The organism is Agromyces sp. ISL-38 (genome assembly GCF_018613935.1).
Lineage (GTDB): Bacteria > Actinomycetota > Actinomycetes > Actinomycetales > Microbacteriaceae > Agromyces.
The window spans coordinates 154,198-174,078 of sequence record NZ_JAGGPF010000008.1; the positions used below are offsets into that span (position 1 = coordinate 154,198).

Annotated in this window: 19 protein-coding genes; 11 read left to right on the forward strand and 8 right to left on the reverse strand. The window is 70.0% G+C overall.

All coding sequences use genetic code 11. The features are described from left to right. The first annotated feature begins 21 nt into the window (after positions 1–21). The 3 genes from fdxA to J7E25_RS07325 all read left to right on the forward strand — a co-directional run bounded on the left by fdxA (position 22) and on the right by J7E25_RS07325 (position 2,935). On the forward strand, positions 22–342 hold the full coding sequence (gene fdxA, locus J7E25_RS07315) for a ferredoxin (protein ID WP_214869335.1): 321 nt from the start codon (positions 22–24) through the stop codon (positions 340–342). Positions 343–344: 2 nt separating this feature from the next. Beyond that, positions 345–1,460 (forward strand): succinyldiaminopimelate transaminase, encoded by a 1,116-nt coding sequence (gene dapC, locus J7E25_RS07320; protein ID WP_214869336.1) that lies wholly within the window; start codon positions 345–347, stop codon positions 1,458–1,460. Positions 1,461–1,621: 161 nt separating this feature from the next. Beyond that, the gene (locus tag J7E25_RS07325) at positions 1,622–2,935 is read left to right on the forward strand and encodes a citrate synthase (RefSeq protein WP_308164415.1); all 1,314 of its coding nucleotides are present in this window, start codon (positions 1,622–1,624) and stop codon (positions 2,933–2,935) included. Positions 2,936–2,962: 27 nt separating this feature from the next. Here the strand turns inward: J7E25_RS07325 and J7E25_RS07330 are convergent, their stop codons facing one another. Beyond that, positions 2,963–5,521, reverse strand: coding sequence for a penicillin acylase family protein (locus tag J7E25_RS07330; protein WP_214869338.1), 2,559 nt, complete (start codon positions 5,519–5,521; stop codon positions 2,963–2,965). 85 nt (positions 5,522–5,606) lie between these two features. Further along, the gene (dapD, locus tag J7E25_RS07335; RefSeq protein WP_214869339.1) at positions 5,607–6,566 is read right to left on the reverse strand and encodes a 2,3,4,5-tetrahydropyridine-2,6-dicarboxylate N-succinyltransferase; all 960 of its coding nucleotides are present in this window, start codon (positions 6,564–6,566) and stop codon (positions 5,607–5,609) included. Between the two features lie 36 nt (positions 6,567–6,602). Between dapD and dapE the strand changes: the two genes are divergently transcribed. The 3 genes from dapE (at position 6,603) to J7E25_RS07350 (ending at position 9,265) form a co-directional block, all read left to right on the forward strand. After that, positions 6,603–7,703, forward strand: coding sequence for a succinyl-diaminopimelate desuccinylase (gene dapE, locus J7E25_RS07340; protein WP_214869341.1), 1,101 nt, complete (start codon positions 6,603–6,605; stop codon positions 7,701–7,703). Between the two features lie 13 nt (positions 7,704–7,716). Further along, on the forward strand, positions 7,717–8,949 hold the full coding sequence (locus tag J7E25_RS07345; protein ID WP_308164417.1) for a hypothetical protein: 1,233 nt from the start codon (positions 7,717–7,719) through the stop codon (positions 8,947–8,949). Between the two features lie 142 nt (positions 8,950–9,091). Further along, a complete protein-coding gene (locus J7E25_RS07350; RefSeq protein WP_129521922.1) occupies positions 9,092–9,265 on the forward strand; it encodes a DUF3117 domain-containing protein in 174 nt (57 codons plus the stop codon). A gap of 11 nt (positions 9,266–9,276) precedes the next feature. Here J7E25_RS07350 and J7E25_RS07355 read toward each other — a convergent pair whose 3' ends face one another. Further along, positions 9,277–9,909 (reverse strand): class I SAM-dependent methyltransferase, encoded by a 633-nt coding sequence (locus tag J7E25_RS07355; RefSeq protein ID WP_214869343.1) that lies wholly within the window; start codon positions 9,907–9,909, stop codon positions 9,277–9,279. Between the two features lie 91 nt (positions 9,910–10,000). Between J7E25_RS07355 and J7E25_RS07360 the strand changes: the two genes are divergently transcribed. Both J7E25_RS07360 and J7E25_RS07365 read left to right on the forward strand, forming a co-directional pair. Further along, entirely contained in the window at positions 10,001–10,390 is a 390-nt protein-coding gene (locus J7E25_RS07360) for a sec-independent translocase (RefSeq protein ID WP_214869345.1), read from the forward strand. 156 nt (positions 10,391–10,546) lie between these two features. Then, positions 10,547–10,954, forward strand: coding sequence for an ester cyclase (locus J7E25_RS07365; RefSeq protein WP_214869347.1), 408 nt, complete (start codon positions 10,547–10,549; stop codon positions 10,952–10,954). Positions 10,955–10,986: 32 nt separating this feature from the next. Here the strand turns inward: J7E25_RS07365 and J7E25_RS07370 are convergent, their stop codons facing one another. Continuing rightward, on the reverse strand, positions 10,987–12,537 hold the full coding sequence (locus tag J7E25_RS07370) for a succinic semialdehyde dehydrogenase (protein ID WP_214869348.1): 1,551 nt from the start codon (positions 12,535–12,537) through the stop codon (positions 10,987–10,989). 55 nt (positions 12,538–12,592) lie between these two features. On the opposite strand from J7E25_RS07370, the gene J7E25_RS07375 reads away from it, so the two are divergent. The 3 genes from J7E25_RS07375 to J7E25_RS07385 all read left to right on the forward strand — a co-directional run bounded on the left by J7E25_RS07375 (position 12,593) and on the right by J7E25_RS07385 (position 15,881). Then, positions 12,593–13,966, forward strand: coding sequence for an MFS transporter (locus J7E25_RS07375; protein WP_214869349.1), 1,374 nt, complete (start codon positions 12,593–12,595; stop codon positions 13,964–13,966). Continuing rightward, a complete protein-coding gene (locus J7E25_RS07380; RefSeq protein WP_214869350.1) occupies positions 13,963–15,480 on the forward strand; it encodes an aminotransferase class V-fold PLP-dependent enzyme in 1,518 nt (505 codons plus the stop codon). The genes J7E25_RS07375 and J7E25_RS07380 overlap by 4 nt, the downstream gene beginning before the upstream one ends. 62 nt (positions 15,481–15,542) lie before the next feature. After that, positions 15,543–15,881 (forward strand): YciI family protein, encoded by a 339-nt coding sequence (locus tag J7E25_RS07385; protein ID WP_214869351.1) that lies wholly within the window; start codon positions 15,543–15,545, stop codon positions 15,879–15,881. A 29-nt stretch (positions 15,882–15,910) separates the two neighbouring features. On the opposite strand, the gene J7E25_RS07390 is transcribed toward J7E25_RS07385, so the two are convergent. The 4 genes from J7E25_RS07390 to J7E25_RS07405 are packed head-to-tail and all read right to left on the reverse strand — an operon-like array spanning position 15,911 to position 19,828. Next, positions 15,911–16,822, reverse strand: a complete 912-nt coding sequence (locus tag J7E25_RS07390; RefSeq protein ID WP_214869352.1) for a hypothetical protein — start codon at positions 16,820–16,822, stop codon at positions 15,911–15,913. 4 nt (positions 16,823–16,826) lie between these two features. Next, on the reverse strand, positions 16,827–18,005 hold the full coding sequence (locus J7E25_RS07395; protein ID WP_214869353.1) for an Mrp/NBP35 family ATP-binding protein: 1,179 nt from the start codon (positions 18,003–18,005) through the stop codon (positions 16,827–16,829). Then, positions 17,992–18,513, reverse strand: coding sequence for a DUF1003 domain-containing protein (locus J7E25_RS07400; RefSeq protein ID WP_214869354.1), 522 nt, complete (start codon positions 18,511–18,513; stop codon positions 17,992–17,994). Before J7E25_RS07400 ends, J7E25_RS07395 begins: the two co-directional genes overlap by 14 nt. After that, positions 18,500–19,828 (reverse strand): magnesium transporter MgtE N-terminal domain-containing protein, encoded by a 1,329-nt coding sequence (locus J7E25_RS07405; protein WP_214869356.1) that lies wholly within the window; start codon positions 19,826–19,828, stop codon positions 18,500–18,502. Before J7E25_RS07405 ends, J7E25_RS07400 begins: the two co-directional genes overlap by 14 nt. Between the last annotated feature and the right edge of the window lie 53 nt (positions 19,829–19,881).

A 19,881-nucleotide genomic window follows, 5' to 3' on the forward strand; every position in this document is an offset into this window, starting at 1 on the left:
CGAAGGGACAGCGAACCCACCGTGACCTATGTCATCGCCCTCCCGTGTGTCGACGTGAAAGACCGTGCGTGCATCGACGAATGCCCTGTCGACTGCATCTACGAAGGTGAGCGCTCGCTCTACATCCACCCCGACGAGTGCGTCGACTGCGGCGCGTGCGAGCCCGTGTGCCCCGTCGAGGCGATCTACTACGAAGACGACCTGCCCGATGTGTGGGCCGACTACTACAAGGCGAACGTCGAGTTCTTCGACGACATCGGCTCGCCCGGTGGTGCTGCGAAGGTCGGCGTGATCGCGAAAGACCACCCGGTCATCGCCGTGCTCCCGCCCCAGGTCCACTGAGCATGGCGCTCGGAGCGCTGCCCGACTACCCTTGGGATCTCATGGCGCCGTACCGCGAGCGCGCGGCGGCGCACCCCGACGGCGTCGTCGACCTCTCGATAGGCTCGCCCGTCGACCCCACTCCCGACGTCGTGCGTGAGGCGCTCGCGGCCGCGACCGATGCGCACGCCTATCCGCAGACGGTCGGCACCCCGGCGCTCCGCCGGGCGATCGTCGAGTGGTTCGCGCGGCGACGCGGGGTCACCGGCCTCGACGAGGCATCCGTGCTCCCCACGATCGGCTCGAAAGAGCTCGTCGCGATGCTGCCGTTCATGCTGGGCCTCGGCGAGGGCGATGTCGTCGTGCACCCGCGAGCCGCGTACCCCACCTATGAGATGGGAGCGGTGCTCGCCGGAGCCACGGCGATGGCGTCCGACGACCCAGCCGAATGGCCCGCCGCAACGCGGCTCATCTGGCTGAACAGCCCGGCGAACCCCGACGGCCGCGTGCTCGACGTCGGTGAACTCCGGGCGGCCAGGGCGCGGGCCCGCGAACTCGGCGCCGTGATCGTGAGCGACGAGTGCTACGCCGAGCTCGGCTGGGACGGCCGTTGGGCGACCGAGCCCGTGCCGAGCCTGCTCGACCCCCGCGTGACCGATGGCGACGATGTGCGCACCCTCGCCATCTACTCGCTCTCGAAGCAGTCGAACATGGCCGGCTACCGCGGTGCGTTCGTTGCCGGATGCCGCGACACGATCGCCCGGCTCACGAACGTGCGCAAGCATGCCGGCCTGATGCTGCCGGCACCGTTGCAGGCGGCGATGGTCGCCGCGCTCGGCGACGACGAGCACGTCGCGGCGCAGAAGGAGCGCTATCGTGCGCGTCGCGATCGCCTGCGCCCGGCGCTCGAGTCGGCCGGATTCCGCATCGACCACAGCGAAGGCGGCCTCTACCTGTGGGCCACCGAGGGCCGTGACGGCTGGGATTCGATCGCCCGGCTCGCGGATCTCGGCATCGTGGCCGGCCCCGGCTACTTCTACGGCGTGCACTTTCCCGAGCACGTGCGGTTGTCGCTCACGGCGAGCGATGCGCGGGTGGCGGTCGCTGCGGAGCGCCTGCGCGCTGCGCCCGCGGCGTGACATCCGCCCCTCACTGTGGTCACCCCCAAAGGAAGCTGTGATGCTTTGGGGGATGCCACAGTGTGCCCGGAGCCCGTCTAGGCTGTAGTCCGGGCCGCGGTCGCCGACCGGCGACGGGCCGGAAAGCAGGTGACCGACAAGTGACGATCACAGGAGGCGCCGTGAGCGACGTCGTGAACAAGGCGGCCGGGCAGACCCCCGGTGCTGCCACCCTCACCTTCCCGGGCGGCACGGCCGAGTTCCCGATCACCCCCGCGGTCGACGGCAATTCGAGCCTCGACCTGTCGACGTTCACGCGTCAGACCGGCCTCACGGCACTCGACTACGGTTTCGTGAATACCGCGTCGACGCGGTCGTCGATCACGTACATCGACGGCGAACAGGGAATTCTGCGCTACCGGGGCTATCCGATCGAGGAGCTCGCGGGCGACTCGACGTTCCTTGAGGTCGCTTGGCTCCTCATCTACGGAGAGCTGCCGACCGCCGACCAGCTCGGCGAGTTCGACGAGAAGATCAGGCACCACACGCTGCTGCACGAAGACCTCAAGCGGTTCTTCTCATCGCTCCCGCACACCGCGCACCCCATGTCGGTGCTCTCGAGCGCCGTCTCGGCACTCTCGACGTACTACGAGGACACTTCCGACCCGCACGATCCCGACCACGTCGAGCTCACGACGCTGCGGCTGCTCGCGAAGCTGCCCGTCATCGCGGCGTACGCGCACAAGAAGAGCATCGGGCAGGCCTTCCTCTACCCCGACAATTCGCTGAACTTCGTCGACAACTTCCTGAAGCTGAACTTCGGCAACATGGCCGAGCGGTACGAGATCGACCCGGTGCTCTCGAAGGCACTCGATCGTCTGCTCATCCTCCACGAGGACCACGAGCAGAACGCGTCGACTTCGACCGTGCGCCTCGTCGGATCGACCGGCGCCAACCTCTACGCGTCGATCTCCGCCGGCATCCAGGCGCTCTCCGGGCCGTTGCACGGCGGCGCGAACGAAGCCGTGCTGCAGATGCTCGCCCGCATCCGCGATTCGGGAGAGGGCGTGCACAAGTTCGTCGAGCGGGTGAAGAACAAGGAAGACGGTGTGAAGCTCATGGGCTTCGGGCACCGCGTTTACAAGAACTACGACCCGCGCGCGAAGCTCGTCAAGGAGTCGGCCGACCAGGTGCTCGCCGGTCTCGGCGTGAACGACCCGCTGCTCGACCTCGCCAAGGAGCTCGAGCAGCTCGCCCTCGAAGACGACTACTTCAAGGAGCGCCGCCTCTACCCGAACGTCGACTTCTACACGGGCGTCATCTACAAGGCCATGGGCTTCCCGACGCGCATGTTCACGGTGCTGTTCGCGATCGGGCGCCTGCCCGGATGGGTGGCGCACTGGCGCGAGATGAACCTCGACCCGCAGTCGAAGATCGGGCGCCCGCAGCAGCTCTACGTCGGCGAGGCCGAGCGGCACTACCCTTCGGCGCGCTGAGGCCGAGCCGCACGACCCGTCGGCGCACTACGGCCGAAGCTGCAGGGTGTCGCGAGCCGTGTCTCGAATGGCCTGCAGCGTCGACGGCCATGGCCGCGTCTCACCGCGCTGCCACAGCGGCGTCTGGTCGGCGTAGTTCGGGTGGAAGGCATGGCCGGATGCCCCGGTGAGGTTCACCCAGCGTGAGGCATCCGCGTCGCCGAGGTCGACGATCAGGCGCATCGAGGGCACCCAGTGCACGCCGTAGCCGATGCTCGCATCCCAGCCGATCGCGTTCACGATCGACGAGCCGCCGCCGAGCTCGTACGGCCCGCGGTTGAAGAGCCACTCGATCGGCGCGATGCCCGATTCGCCGAAGCTCGCGTTCGTGAGCGTGAGCGTGTGCAAGCGGCCCCAGCGCCACGAGTCGGAGTCGCTGCCCATGCGGGTCTCCGCCTCGCTCCACGCGAGCTCGAGCGCTCGTGCGATCATCGCGTCGCGACCGGCGACTCCCGCTTCCTCGTTGGACCACCAACGGGCGTCGGGCTCGGTGAGGAGGGTGTCGACGACCGAGAACCACCGGTCGCCGCCTTTTGGTCGCGTGCCGTCGGGCAGTTCGCCGAACATCTCGTCGAGCAGAGTCTTCCAGAAGACGCTGAAGTATGCGGCCTCGGCGCTGTCGACGTCGGCAACGGCGTCCCAGCCGTCGAGGAGCTCGGCGCCGCGCGCCGCGTCGCCGCTGAGTTCGAGTGAGGCGATCACGGGCAGGAACGCCGCGGCGTTCGGGTCGCTCGTGTCGAGCTGGATCTCGGCGAGCGAGTCGGCCGTCAGCTTCTCTCCGGCGGCGATGCGTTCGCCGAGGAGCCGGTCGATCGTCTCGGCGCGGTAGCCCATGTCCCAGTCCTTCGTGAGCATGGGCTCGCCGGACGCGACGAGGGGGTTGTTGGCGGTGACGAGGTACCCGCTGGGCGGATTGAGCACGCTCGGGAGCTGGTCGAACGGGATCGTTCCCGCCCAGCGGTTCTCGCTCGTCCATCCGGGGAGGGGCACCGTGCCGTCGCCCGACGTGCGCACCGGGATGCGGCCGGGGGCCTGGTAGCCGATGTTGCCGTCGACGTCGGCGTAGACGAGGTTCTGGGAGGGCACGTCGAAGAGCGCGGCGGCGGCACGGAAGCCGTTCCAGTCGCGGGCACGATCGAGTGCGAGGATCGCCTGGGGAGTGTTGCCCGGAGACAGCGCCGTCCACTGCAGCGACACCTCGTATTCGCCCTCGGATTGGCCGGATGCCGCGGGGTACTCGGTCGCAAGGCGCTTGAAGTCCGCATCGATGTCGGTGACGATCGGCCCGTGTGCTGTGGAGCGCACCGTGATCTCGACGGGCTCGCCGCCCGCGACCTCGATGGTCTCCTTGCGGAGGGTGAGCGGCACCATGGCGCCGTCGAGTTCGTAGGCGTCGCCGTCGACGCGTTCGAGGTAGAGGTCGGCGACGTCGGGCCCGAGATTCGAGAGGCCCCATGCGATGCGATCGTTGTGGCCGATGATCACGCCGGGAAGCCCCGCGAACGTGAATCCCGAGACGTCATAGGCGCACTCGGCGCTCACCTCGAGGCAGTGCAGCCCCATCTGCGCCCAGATCGACGGCATCGCCGGCCCGAGGTGCGTGTCGTTGGCGAGCAGCGGCAGGCCGGACTCGGTGAGCGCGCCCGAGATCACCCACGAGTTCGAGCCGATGTCGGAGCCCTCGGGGCCGAGGAGCGTCGGCACCTCGTCGAGCATCGCACTGAGTGAGGAGAGCGCGTCGGCGTATCCGTCGGCGTCGAGGGCGGCGCTCGCATCGGGCGATTGCACCTCGAGCGGCTGCATGTCGGCGGCAGCGGGGGCGGCGACCGGCCCGTCGAGGATCGTCGGCTTCGCGTCCCACGCATAATCGGGGTGCAGCCGGGCCACCTCTTCGGGCGGCAGCACCGAGGCGAGCAGGGCCCGGTCGATCTCGTCACCGAGGTTCGAACGGAGGTCCCAGGCCATCGCCTTGAGCCAGGCGATCGAATCGGCGGGGGACCAGGGTTCGGGGGAGTAGCCGGGATTCTGCAGGCCGAGCACCGCGTATTCGAGCGAGAGGCCAGCCCCGTCGCGCTCCGCGAGGTAGGCGTTCACTCCCTCGGCGTAGGCGTCGTAGTGCGCACGCGACGACTCGTCGAGCAGCTCGTACTCCTGCTCGGCAACGCCGCGCCAGTCGAGCGTGCGGATGAAGGCATCGGTGCCGACCTGCGACTCGCCGAACAGCTCGGCGAGCCGGCCCGAGGTGACATGCCGACGGAAGTCCATCTCCCAGAACCGGTCTTGCGCGTGCACGTATCCCTGGGCGAAGAAGAGGTCGTGGTCGGTCTCGGCGACGAGCTGCGGGATGCCGGCGTCGTCGCGGTACACGGTGACGGCCGCCGTGAGGCCTGGGACATCGACGTTTCCGCTCGTCGTCGGGAACGAGCGCTGCACGGTCCACCAGCCGAGGCCGGCGCCCGCGATACCGAGCACGAGCACGGTGACGAGCAGGCCGATCAGGAACGTGAGCCCCCAGTGCCGACGCGTTCTCGGTGCATCCGTACCCACGTCACTCCCTCGTGATGCGCATGGCGACGGCCGCGCGCCGGCGGCCTGAGGACCCCACTGTATCCGAGAAGCCCGGCGCCGCCCGTCAGGCGTGCAGCGCCGTGTTCAGCGCCACTCCCACGCCCGTTCGGGAGAGCACCTCGACCTGGCCGTTGAGCGAGTTGCGGCGGAACAGCACGTTCGGCACGCCCGAGAGCTCGTTGGCCTTCACGGTGCGGGGGCGCTCGCCGGCCGCGCCGAGCACGACGACCTTCGTGCCCGCCGTGACATAGAGGCCGGCCTCGACGACCGAATCGTCGCCGATGGAGATGCCGATGCCGGAATTGGCGCCGAGGAGGGCGCGCTCGCCGATCGCGACGCGTTGCGTGCCACCGCCGGAAAGGGTGCCCATGATCGACGCTCCGCCGCCGATGTCGGAGCCGTCGCCCACGACGACGCCCTGCGAGACGCGGCCCTCGATCATGGAGGTGCCGAGCGTGCCCGCGTTGAAGTTCACGAAGCCCTCGTGCATGACCGTGGTGCCCGGTGCGAGGTGCGCGCCGAGTCGAACCCGCGAGGCATCGGCGATGCGCACGCGTTCGGGCGTCACGTAGTCGAGCAGGCGCGGGAACTTGTCGAGTCCGGTCGCGTGGATGCCGGCGCGCTGCAGCGTCGGTCGGAGGCGGTCGAAGTCGGCCGGATGCACCGGGCCCGCGTTCGTCCAGACGACGGCCGGCAGGTGCGCGAACACCCCGTCGAGGTTCACCTCGTTGGGCCGCACGAGCAGGTGCGAGAGCAGGTGCAGGCGGAGGTAGGCGTCTGAGGTGCTCGCGGGCGGTGCGTCGAGGTCGATCGCGACCACCACGGCCTCGACGGTGACGGCTCGTCGCTCGTCGCCGCCGGCGAGGGCCTCGAGCTCGATGGGCGTCGCCGAGGCGTCGGGCGCGCCGAGCGCGGGAGCGGGGAACCACGTGTCGAGCACGGTGCCGTCGGCGGCGATCGTTGCGAGACCATGGCCCCACGCTGAGCGCGGGGCAGGCGGAAGGGAGGCGTCGTTCGAGGGCATGCGTCCAGCGTATCGGGGCCCTCCTAGACTTGTGGAATGTCCACTCCCGCTGCAGCCCGGCCGGCACTCGACCTCACCGCCGACTCCGTCGCCATCACCCAGGCGATCTGCGACGTGCCGAGCGTCTCGGGGCACGAGACGCTGCTGGCCGACCTCATCGTGGACGCACTGGCTGCGGCATCCCATCTCGAGATCGTGCGCGACGGCGACACGATCGTCGCGCGCACGAACCTCGGTCGCGATCGCCGTGTCGTGATCGCGGGGCACCTCGACACCGTGCCGATCAACGAGAACCTGCCCACCCGGTTCGAGACGATCGACGGCCAGCCCTTCCTGTGGGGCCGCGGCACGGTCGACATGAAGGCAGGCGTGGCCGTGCAGCTGAAGCTCGCGCTCGAGCTCGTCGCGCCCACCGTCGACGTGACGTGGATGTGGTACGACCACGAGGAGGTCTCGGCCGAGCTCAACGGCCTCGGCCGACTCGCCCGGCACCGGCCCGACTTGTTCGAGGGCGACTTCGCCATTCTCGGCGAGCCGTCGAACGGGCGGGTCGAGGGCGGATGCAACGGCAACCTCCGCGTCGAACTGCGCGCCTACGGCTTGCGGGCGCATTCGGCGCGCAGCTGGGTCGGCGAGAACGCGATCCACAAGCTCGTGCCGGCGCTCGACCGGCTCGCCGCCTACGAAGCGGCGACCATCGACGTCGACGGGCTCGCCTATCGCGAGGGGCTCAACGCCGTGGGCATCACCGGCGGCATCGCGGGCAACGTCATCCCCGACGAGGCGATGCTGCACGTGAACTACCGCTTCGCGCCGAGTCGCACCGTCGCCGAGGCCATCGACCTCATGCGGGAGATGTTCCCCGAGTACGAACTCACGGTCGTCGACCAGGCCGAGGGCGCCCGGCCGGGGCTCGACGCGCCCCTCGCCCAGCAGTTCGTGCGCGCCGTCGGCGGCGAGGCACGCCCCAAGTACGGGTGGACGGATGTCGCACGCTTCAGCGCACTCGGCATCCCGGCCGTGAACTACGGCCCGGGCGACCCGCTCAAGGCGCACGCCGACGACGAACGCGTCGACGTCGACCAGATCCTCTCGTGCGAGCGGGCGCTCCGCGCGTGGCTCTCCGGCGACGTCTGAGCCGAGCAGCCAGGTGACCTCGTCCATGCCGGCCGAGCGGGAGCGCGACCCGTTCCGCGTCACCCGCTGGTCGCCTCGCGTGCGCTGGCGCCTCGCGCCGTGGTGGGCGAAGGTCGGCCTCATCTACTTCGGTGCGCGGGCGATCACGACGATCATCGTGCTCGTGCTCGCGAGCACGCAGGGACAGAACCCGTGGACACGGGCGCACCCCGGCTACTTCGAGTACGCGAACATGTGGGATGCGCGCTGGTACCAGATCATCTGGCTCGGCGGCTATCCGTCCGAGCTGCCGCTCACCGACACCGGTCATGTCGCCGAGAACGCCTGGGCGTTCCTGCCGGTCTACCCCGTGCTCGTCGGCGCCGTCACCTGGCTGGGAGCGCCGTGGAACGTGGCATCGGTCGTCGTCTCCGTGCTCGCCGGGCTCGGCGCCGCGCTCGTGCTGCACCGCCTCATGTCGCGCTTCCTCGAACCCGACCGCGCGCTCTTCGCCGTCGTGCTCTTCGCGGTCGCTCCGGTGTCGCCGATCATGCAGTTCGGCTACGCGGAGTCCCTCGGATTCCTGCTGCTCGCCGTCGCCCTCCTGCTGCTCGTCGATCGGCGCTACGGATGGCTCGTGCCGGTCGTCGTCGCGTGGTCGTTCACGCGTCCCGGGGCCCTCGCCTTCGCGCTCACGCTCGGGCTGCACTGGCTGTGGCGATGGTTCACGCGTCGGAACGAGCCGTTCCCGGTGCGGGAGCGAGCGCTGGTGGCATCCGTCGCCGTCTTCACCGGACTGGCTGGGCTCACCTGGCCGGCGATCGTGTGGGCTTCGACCGGAGAGTTCCACGGCTACACCGACACCGAGCTCGCATGGCGCTCGGCGTACATCGGCTACCACGAGCTCGTGCCGTTCACCGCATGGTTCCAATCGGGCGGCTGGTGGGTCGGGCAGCCGCTCGGCACGATCGCCGTGATCGCCGTGATCGCCCTCTTCGCCCTCGCGCTCTTCACGCCGGCAGTGCGCCGGCTCGGCGTCGACCTGCGGCTCTGGCTCGCGAGCTACGCGGTGTACCTGCTCGCAGTGTTCTTCCCGCAATCGAGCACGTTCCGCATCGTGGCCCCGATGTTCCCGCTCGTGGGCGCGCTCGCAGTGCCGAGGGCGAAATGGTATCGCTGGAGCGTGGTAGCGCTTTCCCTTCTGCTGCAGATCGGCTGGCTCCTGATCGCCTGGGGCATCGACGGCCTCGACTGGACGCCGCCCTGATCGGCGCACGAATCGGTGCACGAATGGCCGTCGACGGAGCCACGGCTGCGCGGCCCACGCCACTCCACAGGCTCACCGGGATTTCCCAGCGCCACCCGCGATAGCCGATAATGGGAAGATCAGCCACGAAAGGGGTAGCTCAATGGCGGCCATGAAGCCACGCACCGGAGACGGGCCTATGGAGGCTGTGAAGGAGGGTCGCCTCATCATCGTTCGAGTTCCGCTCGAAGGAGGCGGTCGCCTCGTCGTCTCGGTGAACGACGCTGAGGCCAAGGAGCTCTACAACGTGCTCAGTGGCGTCGTGAATCCAGCCTGAGCCGAAGCGGTTCAGGCACCAAGCTTCACGATCTGGAGCAGGCCGTCGCCGGCCGGGGAGATCGCGGTGGCAACCGCGGTTGATGCGGCAAGCTCGCCGATGAGGGTGCGGAACGCACTCGCCGCCTCATCGCGTCGTGCCGGGTCGGCGACCCTGCCTCTCCAGAGCGCCCGCGCGACGAGCACCACGCCGCCGGGCTTCGCGAGCCGCAGGCCGTGCTCGGCATACTCGATGACGGCCGGGCCGTCGGCATCGATGAAGACGACGTCATAAGAGCTCTCGTTCATTCGCGGCAGCACCTCGCTCGCGCGCCCGGCGATGAGTCGCACCCGCGCGGCGGCGATGCCCGCATCGGCGAAATGCTGGCGGGCATGCTGCTGGTACTCGGTCTCAGTGTCGATCGAGGTGAGCATCGCGCGCCGGGCGGCCTGCAGCATCCAGAGCCCCGAGACGCCGACCCCCGTGCCGACCTCGATGATCGACTCGGCTCGGGTCGCGGCAGCGAGCACGGCCAGTTGCGCGCCCATGGCCGGCGAGACCGGCTCGATGCCGAGCTCGAGCGACTGCTGGCGCGCCTTGACGATCGATTCGGTCTCGACGACCGACTCGTCGACGTACTTCCAGTTCAGGTCGTGATCAGACACGTGGCGGCTCCCGGGTGCATCTCTCAGCCCCCAAGCCTAGAGGCGTCACGAGCTGGCGTTCGCACGCCTCGCCGCCGACTATCCTGTAGTGGTGTTCGGTCTGACGTTCGAGAAGCTCCTCATCATCGGGGTGATCGCCGTCTTCCTGCTCGGGCCAGAGCGGCTGCCGCACTATGCCGCCCAGCTCGGCCGCCTCGTGAGGTCGCTGCGCGACATGGCGACCGGTGCCAAAGACCGCATGCGCGAGGAGATGGGCCCCGACTTCGACGACGTCGACTGGAAGAAGCTCGACCCGCGCCAGTACGATCCGCGTCGCATCATCCGTGAGGCCCTCATCGACGCCGATCCCTTCGCAGAGCCCGAGAAGCCCGTCGTCGCTCGCGCGGCGGTGAACGAGAACTCCGCCTATCTGCAGCGCAAGCGCAAGCGAGACGCACTCGGCGCCGACGAGCAGGCGCCGTTCGACTCCGAAGCCACCTAGTCGCCAGGGGTGTGTCCTTACACTGTGAGCCCCGGCCGCTTCTAATTGGGCAGTGCGGGCTATCTGGAAGTGCGGGACAATGTTCCTACAGCGCCCTCGTAAGGGGTTGGCACCAGCGTTCCTGAAAGGTCCTTTAGGGAAAGGGTGTAGACAACTATGTCCGAAGAAAACAAGGCCCTGACGCGTCGTTCTTGGGAAGCCCCGGATAACCCGGACATCATCGACGAGGTGTACGCCCCCGATCTCATCTGGCACGACCCCGGTCAAGAGATCCAGGGCTCAGAGGAAGCCAAGCAGTACATCGCCAAGTACAAATCCGCTTTCCCCGACCTGAGCGTAACCGTTGAGGACGAGATAGCCGAAGGGGACAAGGTCGTCACCCGCTGGACGCTACGCGGCACCCACCACGGAGAGATAGAGGAGTTCGGCCCTCCCACTGGGAGGCAAGTAGAGCTCAACGGCATCTCCATCAGCCGCATCGAAGGAGGCAAGATAGTCGAGGAGTGGAATAGCTACGACAATCTGGGCGTGATGCAACAACTGGGGCTCGTTCCTGAAAAGTAGCACGCCGACAGTTGGCCGCTTCAGCGATCGCCTCAGCGGCGACGGATGCCGCGGAGCACCCACGCGAGCAGCAGCAGCGGTTGCTCGAGCGCCCCGAACTCGCGCCCGGTGCGTGGGAGCTGCAACAGCCCGGTCATCGCCGAGATCGTCACGGGCTCCACGAACCGCAGCAGCCCCTCGGGGCCGTTGCGCCGGCCGACGCCCGATTGCTTCATGCCGCCCATGGGAGCCGCGAACGAGGAGTAGCTGCCGCGGTAGCCCTCGTTGATGTTCACGTTGCCTGCCTCGAGCGCGTTCGCGACGCGCTGCCCGCGTCTCGTCGATCCGGTGAACACTGCGGCATTCAGCCCGTACTCGCTCGCGTTGGCCGCGAGGATCGCCTCCTCCTCGCTGTCGACGATGTAGAGCGAGGCGATCGCGCCGAACGTCTCCTCGGCGTAGACGTGCATCGACGGGGTCACCCCGGTGAGCACCGTCGGCTGGAAGAACCACGGGCCCACGTCGGTACGCAGGCGTCCGCCGGTGAGCACCGTCGCGCCCTGCGCGAGTGCATCGTCGAGGTGCGCCTGGACCCGGGCGAGCTGTGCGGCGCTCGCGAGCGAGCCGAAGTCGCTCTCGTAGTCGAGGGACGACCCGAGCTTCGCCTGCTCGAGCCGATCGACGAGGGCTCGGGTGAAGGCGCCGGCAACGGCGCGGTGAACGTAGATGCGCTCGATCGAGACGCACAACTGGCCCATGGCCGCGAAGCACGCGTACGCGGCATCCGTCGCCGCCTGCTCGGGATCGACGTCGTCGAGCACGATCAGCGGATTCTTGCCGCCGAGCTCGAGGGAAGCACCGACGAGTCGCCGACCGGCCTTCTCGCCGATCCTGCGGCCGGTCGCGGTCGAGCCCGTGAAGCAGATGTAGTCGGCCACGTCGGTGAGCGCCTCGCCCACCTCGGACCCCTCGCCCGTGACGACGGCCCACAGCGCTTCGGGCACGCCGGCGTCGATGAACGCGCGGCGCAGGGCGAGGATCGAGAGCGCACCCTGGTCGTCGGCCTTCTGCACGACGGCGCACCCGGCAGCGAGGGCGGGCACGACGTCCATCGCGGCGAGGCTCAGCGCGTAGTTCCATGGGGTGATCACCCCGGCGACGCCCTTCGGTCGATACCGCACCCTCGTCGTGAGGACCGCTGGAACGCCCGAGCGCCGACGCCGCCCACGAAGCACTCCGCGTGCGGCGAGGGCGTTGTACCTCGTGAGCGAGGCCGCCCCGAAGACCTCCTCGAACGCCTGGCCGCGTGTCTTGCCGCTCTCGAGCTGGATGAGGTCGAGCAGGAGCTCGCGGCGCTCGAGCACGAGGTCGTGGGCCCGCAGCAGCACCCTGCGACGCTCAGCGAAGCCCGCGCGCGCCCACGCCAGCTGGGCGAGTCTCGCCCTCGCGATGGCGTCGAGCACGTCACCGGCGCTCGACCGTGGCAGCTCGTGGAGCGTCTCGCCGGTTGACGGAGTGGGGACGGAGACGGTGTCGGAGCCCGAGGCGACGACGTCGTCGGTGAGGCTCGTGAGGAGTTCGGGTGAGGCCGTTGGGGCGCGCATGCGCACAGTCTAGGACAGTTGACCCACTCGGCCCCGAGAGGGCTAGGCTGCCCCCATGACCGCAGCGGTGCGCAGCCTTCCCCGCGGCGTCGTGACGCGGTACGCGATCGGCTCGATCGGCACCGGCGGCTTCGCGACGCTCCCCGGACTCGTGCTCGTGTTCTACCTGACCGACACGCTCGGCGTGACCGCGCTCGTGGCGGGTCTCGTCGTGACCGCCGCGAAGGTGTGGGACGTCGTGATCGACCCCTGGATCGGCGAGCGGAGCGACCGGGCCCTCGCGCGCACCGGTACGCGACGCACGTGGATGCTCGTCGGCGCGGTCGCACTGCCCGCCGGGTTCGTGCTGACGTTCGCGGTGCCGGCCGGGCTCGCGCCCGCGGCATCCGGCGTCTGGGTGTTCCTCGCGTTCCTTGCGACGGCGACTGCGTTCAGCCTGTTCCAAGTGCCCTACATCGCGCTGCCGGCCGAGCTCACGCCCGACTACGACGCCCGAACGCGCCTGCTCACGTGGCGGGTCGTGGTGCTGAGCGCCGCGATCCTGCTGTTCGGTGCCGGTGGGCCGATCCTCAGGCGCTCCGGCGGCGACGACGAGTACGTCGGCTACCTCGTGATGGCCGTCGTGGCCGGTCTCGCGATCGGCGCGGGCCTCTTCGTCGCGAGCTTCACGGCGCCGCGCGGCGTGCCGGCCGCGACGGGTGGTGGACGCCGCAGCATCCGGGCGGGCTATGTCGAGGGCCTCGGTGCACTGCGGCGCAGCGCCTCCTTCCGTGCCCTGCTCGCCGCGTTCGTGCTGCAGGGGCTCGCGACGGGCATGATGCTCGCGGGCGCGAACTACGTGGCCGTGTGGGTGCTCGAATCGGAGGACGCCCTCACCTTCCTCTTCGTCGCGCTCATCGCGCCCGCGATCCTGTGCGCCCCTCTCTGGGGGCGGGTCGCGCGGCGAATCGGCAAGGAGCGCGGATTCGCCGTCGCGAGCGCGCTCTTCGCGATCGCCGCGCTGACCCTCGTCGGCATGCTCTGGGCACCCGGGCCGTGGGTGTACGTGCCGGTCGCGGTCGCCGGCGCAGCCTACGCCGGCATGCAGTCACTCCCGATGGCGATGCTGCCCGACGTCATCTCGCACGACGCCCGCGCGCACGGCATCGGCCGGGCCGGCAGTTTCGGCGGTGTGTGGACGGCCGGCGAGACCGCGGGCATGGCGCTCGGCGCGACCCTGCTCACCATCGTGCTCGCCGCGACCGGGTACCTCGAGTCCACGGGCGCCGCCGACGTCGTGCAGTCGCCCACGGCCGTCGCCGGCATCGTCGTGAGCTTCAGCATCGTGCCCGCGGCACTCGTCGGCGCGAGCCTGCTCGCCCTGCGTCGCTACCCGTTGCGCCGGAGCGACATCGAGGCGGATGCCGCAGCCGAGACGGCGGTGCGATGACCGGCTTCCGACGACTGGCGGCCGACATCCTCGCCGAACTCGAGGCCCTGCGCGCGGCCGATGCGCCGACGCACGGCGGCCACGTGCTCTCCTACGTCTACGACTCGGGGTTGCCCGAACTCGACGAGCTCGCCGCCCGCGCCGCGCAGCTCGTGCAGCCCGTCAACGGGCTCGACCCGACGGTGTTCACGTCGGTCGCCGCAATGGAGGCCGGGGTCGTCGGCTTCGCCCGCCGGGTATTCCACGGCGACGCCGAAGTCGTCGGCTCGGTGACCTCGGGCGGCACCGAGAGCTGTCTCCTCGCCGTCAAGACGGCGCGTGACGTGTGGCGGGCTGGCGGCGGTCAGGGTGTTCCACGCCTCGTCGCGCCGACGACGGCGCACGCCGCGTTCCACAAGGCCGCGCACTACTTCGGCCTCGAGCTCGACCTCGTTCCCGTGGCGCCGGACACCGGGCGCCCCGAGGTCGATGCCGTCGCCGAGCGGCTCGATTCGCGCGTCGCGCTCGTCGTCGTGAGCGCCCCGTCGTATCCGTTCGCGACGCTCGACCCGGTCGCCGAGATCGCCGCCCTCACCGCCCCTCTCGGCGTCGCCCTGCACGTCGATGCGTGCATCGGCGGCTTCGCGCTCGCGTTCTGGCCGGATGCGGCATCCGGGGCCCTTCGCGAATGGGACTTCCGCGTGCCCGGCGTCACGAGCCTCTCCGCCGACCTGCACAAGTACGGGTACGCGCCGAAGGGCGTCTCGGTGCTGCTCACGCGCGACCGCGACCGCCAGCGGCACCAGTACTTCGCGACAACAGGCTGGCCGGGCTACCCGGTCGTGAATCCCACCATGACGGGGTCGAAGCCCGCAGGCCCGCTCGCCGCGGCGTGGGCGATCATCGAGGCGCTCGGCGAGCCCGGGTTCACCGAGCTCACCGCCCGGGCGGCTCGCGCCACGGCGGCGCTGCTCACGGTGATCGAGCGCATCGACGGGCTGCGAGTGGTGGGTGCCCCCACCGGCCCGCTGTTCGCCGTCGCAACCGACGACCGGGTGCCGCCCGCGCGCCGGGTCGACCCGCACCACTGGGCGGATGCCGCGCGAGCGGCGGGCTGGCACCTGCAACTGCAGCCCGCGCTGACCCAGGCCGACGGCACACGACTGCCGCATACGACCCACCTCACGGTGACGCCGGTCACCGAGGCGGCGGTGCCCGAGCTGTCGGCGGCGCTCGTCGCCGCGGCCGACGCGGTGCGTGGCCTGCCCCCGATCGACGGCGCCGCACTGCTCGCCGAGCTCGCAACGGCGCTGCCCGGGGGCGTCGACGCGCTCGCAGCGACATCCGCCGGCCTCGACGCCGACGGCGCGGCGGCCTGGCTCACCGCGTTCGGGCTGCTTGGAGCCGCCGACACCGGCGGCGCACTGCCCGATCGGCTCGCTCCGGTGCTCGCCCTCGTGGCGGCGCTGCCCGCGCAGCTCACCGAACGGCTGCTCATCGAACTGCTCGCGCGGGTCGTGGAGCCGCACGACTAGGTGTCGTCTTCACCTCTCCACAACCGTTGCGTTCCGGCCGGCCCGCGGAGCACCATCGAGACATGGCCAAATACCTCATCTCCTTTCCGAGCGAAGCCATGGTGCTCACCGACGAGGAGTTCCCGATCGTCTCCGCCGAATCCCACGCGGTGATCGAGGAGGCGAAGGCTGCCGGCGTCTACGTATTCGGCGGTGGGATCGAGGAGGAAGTCGATCCCGTGCTGGTCTCCGCCGACGGGTCGGTGAGCACCGAGATCTATCCGGGCTCGGAACTCAAGGGAGGGTTCACCGTGGTGGAGCTGCCGACGCGTGAGGACGCGGTCGAGTGGGCGAGGAAGATCGCGGTGGCCTGCCGTTGTTCGCAGGAGCTCCGCGAGTTCATGTACGACCCGGAGAGCTAGCACTCGGCGTTGAGCATCGAGGAAGGCTTTCAGCTGCCCGGCAGCTCGAGGCCGCAGCGCTCGGCGACGTAGGAGTAGAGCTCGGCCTTGAGCGTGTCGGGTGACGGGTGGTCGAGCCGGCCCTTGTGATCGCCGGCAGAGATCGAGAACGGCAGGATCGTGCCCCGCTTGTCATCGGCGATCGCGTGCGCGTCGCAGCGTGCCGGCCGCACCGGCAATGAGATCGTGAATGGCGCATCGCCCTGCGCGACGTCGATGCCGAGCGTCCAGTCGATGCCGTCTTCAGCGTTCAGCAGGGTCGTGCCGTAGACGCGCTCGACGTGCAGCGAGTCGCTGCCGGATGCCGCCGGCTCGACGAGCACGTCGATGAACGCGCGCCGGTCGGCGCCCGAGCCCGTCGACCTGAGGTGTTCGGGCATGGCGAACTTCGCGACCTCCGCCACAGCCTCGCCGAGGCACTCTGCTGCGTTGATGCGCGCGAGGGCGTCGAACGGGTCGTCGGGAGTGAGCGTCATCGCGCTGCCGGCCGAGGCGCCGTCGGCCGTGTCGCCCGCGTTCAGCTCGAGGACGACGCTCGCCTGGCCGACCTCCACGTCGCACACGCTTTCGGAGAGGTCGAGGCGCACATCGATGGCGTCGCCGGGGCCGAGCTCGAGCGGCTTCGTGCGCACCATACCGGGAGCGAGGGTCGGCGCCTCGAACTCGAAGCCGTCGATCGTGAGCGCCGCCTCACCCGTGTTCTCGAGGCGCACCACGAGGCGGCGCGCCTCGATGTCGAGGCGACCCTGCTTGATCGAGGCGGTGAGCCCGCTGAGCTCGCCGGAACCCGGCGGGTCGCCGGGCTGGCCGGGAGCAGCACCGGTGCAGGCTGCGAGGAGGGCGGGAACGGTCAGGAGAGCGGCAACGAGCGCGAACCGGCGGACGGGGCGGGCGCGGCGCATGCGCTCACCGCACCGACACGTCGAGCCGACGGCCTTCGAGCTCTCGGGGCAGCGCCGCGAGATGCGCGGCGATGTGCTCGATGGCGCGTGCAGCTGGGTCATCGGGTGCGGCGATGACGACCGGCGTGCCCGCGTCGCCGCCCTGCCGCAGCGCGATGCTGAGCGGCACGCTCGCGATGAGCGGTACGGGCGCCGTCTGGCCTTCGGAGAGCCGCTCGGCGACGAGTGCGCCGCCGCCTGAGCCGAAGAGGTCGAGCACTTCGCCGCCGGGCTGCACGAATCCGGCCATGTTCTCGACGACGCCGACGATGCGCTGGCCGGTCTGGCGCGCGACGACACCCGAGCGCTCCGCGACATCGGCCGCCGCCGGTTGCGGGGTCGTCACGACGACGACCTCGGCGTTCGGCAGCAACTGGCCCAGCGAGATCGCGACATCGCCGGTGCCGGGCGGCAGGTCGACGAGGAGCACGTCGAGGTCGCCGAAGTACACGTCGGTGAGGAACTGGTTGAGCGTTCGGTGCAGCATCGGCCCGCGCCAGGCCACGGCCACGGATGACGCCCGCCCGCCCGGTTCGCTCGGTTCGACGAACATGCCGATCGAGATGACCTTCACGCCATGCGCCACGGGCGGCAGGATCATCTCGTCGACGCGGGTCGGCCGCGCGGCGACGCCCGCCTCGTCGACGAGGCCCAGGAGGCCGGGAATCGAGAAGCCGTGCACGTCGGCGTCGACGAGCCCGACCGAGAGGCCGCGCGCCGCGAGTGCCACCGCGAGGTTCGCGGTGATCGTGGACTTGCCGACCCCGCCCTTGCCGCTCGTGATCGCGATCACGCGCGTGAGGCTGCCCGGACCGAAGGGATTGCCGCGCGCGGCGCGGCCGCCGCGCAGCCGCTCCGTCAGCGCGGCGCGCTGTTCGGGCGTCATCACCGTGAGCGTGACGTCGGCCATGCCGGAGCCCGCGACGGATTCGGCGGCTTGGCGCACATCACGTTCGATGCGGTCGGAGGCGGGGCATCCGACGATCGTGAGGCGGATCACGACGTGCACGCGACCGTCGTCGCCCGCCGTCACGGACTCGACCATGTCGAGCTCGGTGACGGGCTTGCGGATCTCGGGGTCGATGACGCCCGTGAGCGCGGCGTGCACGGCCTGTTCGACCGTGCGGGATTCAGGGGACGGCATGTTCCGCCTCCTCCTCGTCGCGACGGTCGAGCTCCTCGATCATCGTGCGGAGCTCGCCGCGGATGAAGTCCTTCGAGGCGAGCTCCTTCACCGCGAGGCGCAGCGCGACGACTTCCCGAGCGAGGTACTCGGTGTCGGCGAGATTGCGTTCGGCGCGCTGCCGATCCTGCTCGATCTGCACGCGGTCGCGGTCGTCCTGCCGGTTCTGCGCGAGAAGGATGAGGGGCGCCGCGTACGAGGCCTGCAGCGAGAGCACGAGGGTCAGCGCGATGAAGCCAAGCTCGATCGAGTCGAAGCGCAGCCGCTCGGGCGCAAAGGTGTTCCAGAGCATCCACGCGATGACGAAGAGCGAGAGTCCGAACAGGAACCACGGCGTACCCATGCCCCGCGCGACGAGTTCGGTGAAGCGCCCGAAGCGGTCGTTGTCGCCCGAACCGCGGAACGGGGCGGTTCGGCGAATGCCCTTCGGGGTGTCGAACCGGCGGTCCTCGACGTCAACGCGTGCCATCTCCTGCCCTCCTTCCGTGTGGGATCGGGATGCTTCCCGTCGTCAGCTGGGATCGCGCAGCAGCGCGTCGGCCCACGCCCTCCTCTTCGGGATGACTTCGCCAGTCATCTGGCAGGAGGTAGTCGAGCACGTCGTCAATCGTCACCACCCCGACGAGTCGGTGCTTCTCGTCGACGACCGGGACGGATACGAGGTCGTAGCTCGCGAGGATGCGGCTGACCTCGGCGGCCGAGGTGTCGGCCGTGACGGGCTCGAGGCCCTGGTCGATGAGGGTGCCGAGGCGCTCGTGCGGGGGATAGCGCAGCATTCGCTGGAAATGCACGATGCCGAGGAAGCGGCCGGTCGGCGGCTCGTAGGGCGGCAGGGTGACGCAGACGGCCGCGCCGAGCGCGGGCGGCAGGTCGTGGCGGCGGATGAGGGCGAGCCCCTCGGCCACGGTGGCATCGGCGGAGACGATGATCGGCTCGGTCGTCATGAGTCCGCCCGCGGTGTCGGCGCCGTACGAGAGGAGGAATCGGACGTCGTCGGCCTCTTCGGGCTCCATGAGCTCGAGCAGGTGTTCGCCGCGCTCCTCGGGAAGCTGGGCGATGAGGTCGGCCGCGTCGTCGGGCTGCATGTGATCGAGCACGTCGGCCGCGCGATCGTCGCCGAGTCCGGAGAGGATCTCCACCTGGTCGCTCTCGGGCATCTCCTCGAGCACGGAGGCGAGCCGGTCGTCGGAGAGCTCTTCCGCGACCTCCTGGCGGCGCAGCGCCGGCAGGTCGAGCAGGGTGCTCGCGAGGTCGGCGGGCTTCAGCTCGGAGTAGGTCGCGATGAGGTGCTCGGCGGACTGCGCCTCACCGCTCGCGGTCGTCTCGCGCACCTCGCGCCAGGTGACGTACGCCGATTGCCCCTTCGAGAACGGCGAGGCACCCTTCGGCCGGCGCACGAACAGCTGCTCGACCTCCCACTCGCCGGGGTCGCGCTCGGAGATCGCGACGTCTTCGATCGTCGCCATGCCTGAGGCGTCGTTGAATGCGACCTTGCGGCCGAGCATCTCGGCGATGACGCGCACCTCGCCGCCGCGCTGCTCGAAGCGGCGGAGGTTGATGAGCCCCGTCGTGATGATCTGGCCGCCGCCGATCGAGGTGACCCTGCCGATCGAGACGAAGACGCGACGCTTGCCGGGGATCTCGACGATGAGGCCGACGACGCGTGGCGGGTCGTTCTTGCGGTACACGACGAGCACGTCGCGCACCTTGCCGACTCGATCGCCAGCGGGGTCGAAGACGGCGCACCCGGCGAGCCGGGCGACGAAGACTCTCGTGGCGCTCACGCTACCAACTTAGCCCCAGTGGGCTGCTTCCGAGCCGAGCGTCAGGGAGCGTG

Excerpts from the sequence above, each read along its gene's own strand:
- dapD (WP_214869339.1), bottom strand. The coding sequence starts at position 6,566 with ATGCCCTCGAACGACGCCTCCCTTCCGCCTGCCCCGCGCTCAGCGTGG.
- dapE (WP_214869341.1), top strand. The coding sequence starts at position 6,603 with ATGTCCACTCCCGCTGCAGCCCGGCCGGCACTCGACCTCACCGCCGAC.
- J7E25_RS07395 (WP_214869353.1), bottom strand. The coding sequence starts at position 18,005 with ATGCCGTCCCCTGAATCCCGCACGGTCGAACAGGCCGTGCACGCCGCG.
- dapC (WP_214869336.1), top strand. The coding sequence starts at position 345 with ATGGCGCTCGGAGCGCTGCCCGACTACCCTTGGGATCTCATGGCGCCG.
- J7E25_RS07400 (WP_214869354.1), bottom strand. The coding sequence starts at position 18,513 with ATGGCACGCGTTGACGTCGAGGACCGCCGGTTCGACACCCCGAAGGGC.
- J7E25_RS07370 (WP_214869348.1), bottom strand. The coding sequence starts at position 12,537 with ATGCGCGCCCCAACGGCCTCACCCGAACTCCTCACGAGCCTCACCGAC.
- J7E25_RS07385 (WP_214869351.1), top strand. The coding sequence starts at position 15,543 with ATGGCCAAATACCTCATCTCCTTTCCGAGCGAAGCCATGGTGCTCACC.
- J7E25_RS07350 (WP_129521922.1), top strand. The coding sequence starts at position 9,092 with ATGGCGGCCATGAAGCCACGCACCGGAGACGGGCCTATGGAGGCTGTG.
- J7E25_RS07365 (WP_214869347.1), top strand. The coding sequence starts at position 10,547 with ATGTCCGAAGAAAACAAGGCCCTGACGCGTCGTTCTTGGGAAGCCCCG.
- J7E25_RS07380 (WP_214869350.1), top strand. The coding sequence starts at position 13,963 with ATGACCGGCTTCCGACGACTGGCGGCCGACATCCTCGCCGAACTCGAG.
- J7E25_RS07375 (WP_214869349.1), top strand. The coding sequence starts at position 12,593 with ATGACCGCAGCGGTGCGCAGCCTTCCCCGCGGCGTCGTGACGCGGTAC.
- J7E25_RS07390 (WP_214869352.1), bottom strand. The coding sequence starts at position 16,822 with ATGCGCCGCGCCCGCCCCGTCCGCCGGTTCGCGCTCGTTGCCGCTCTC.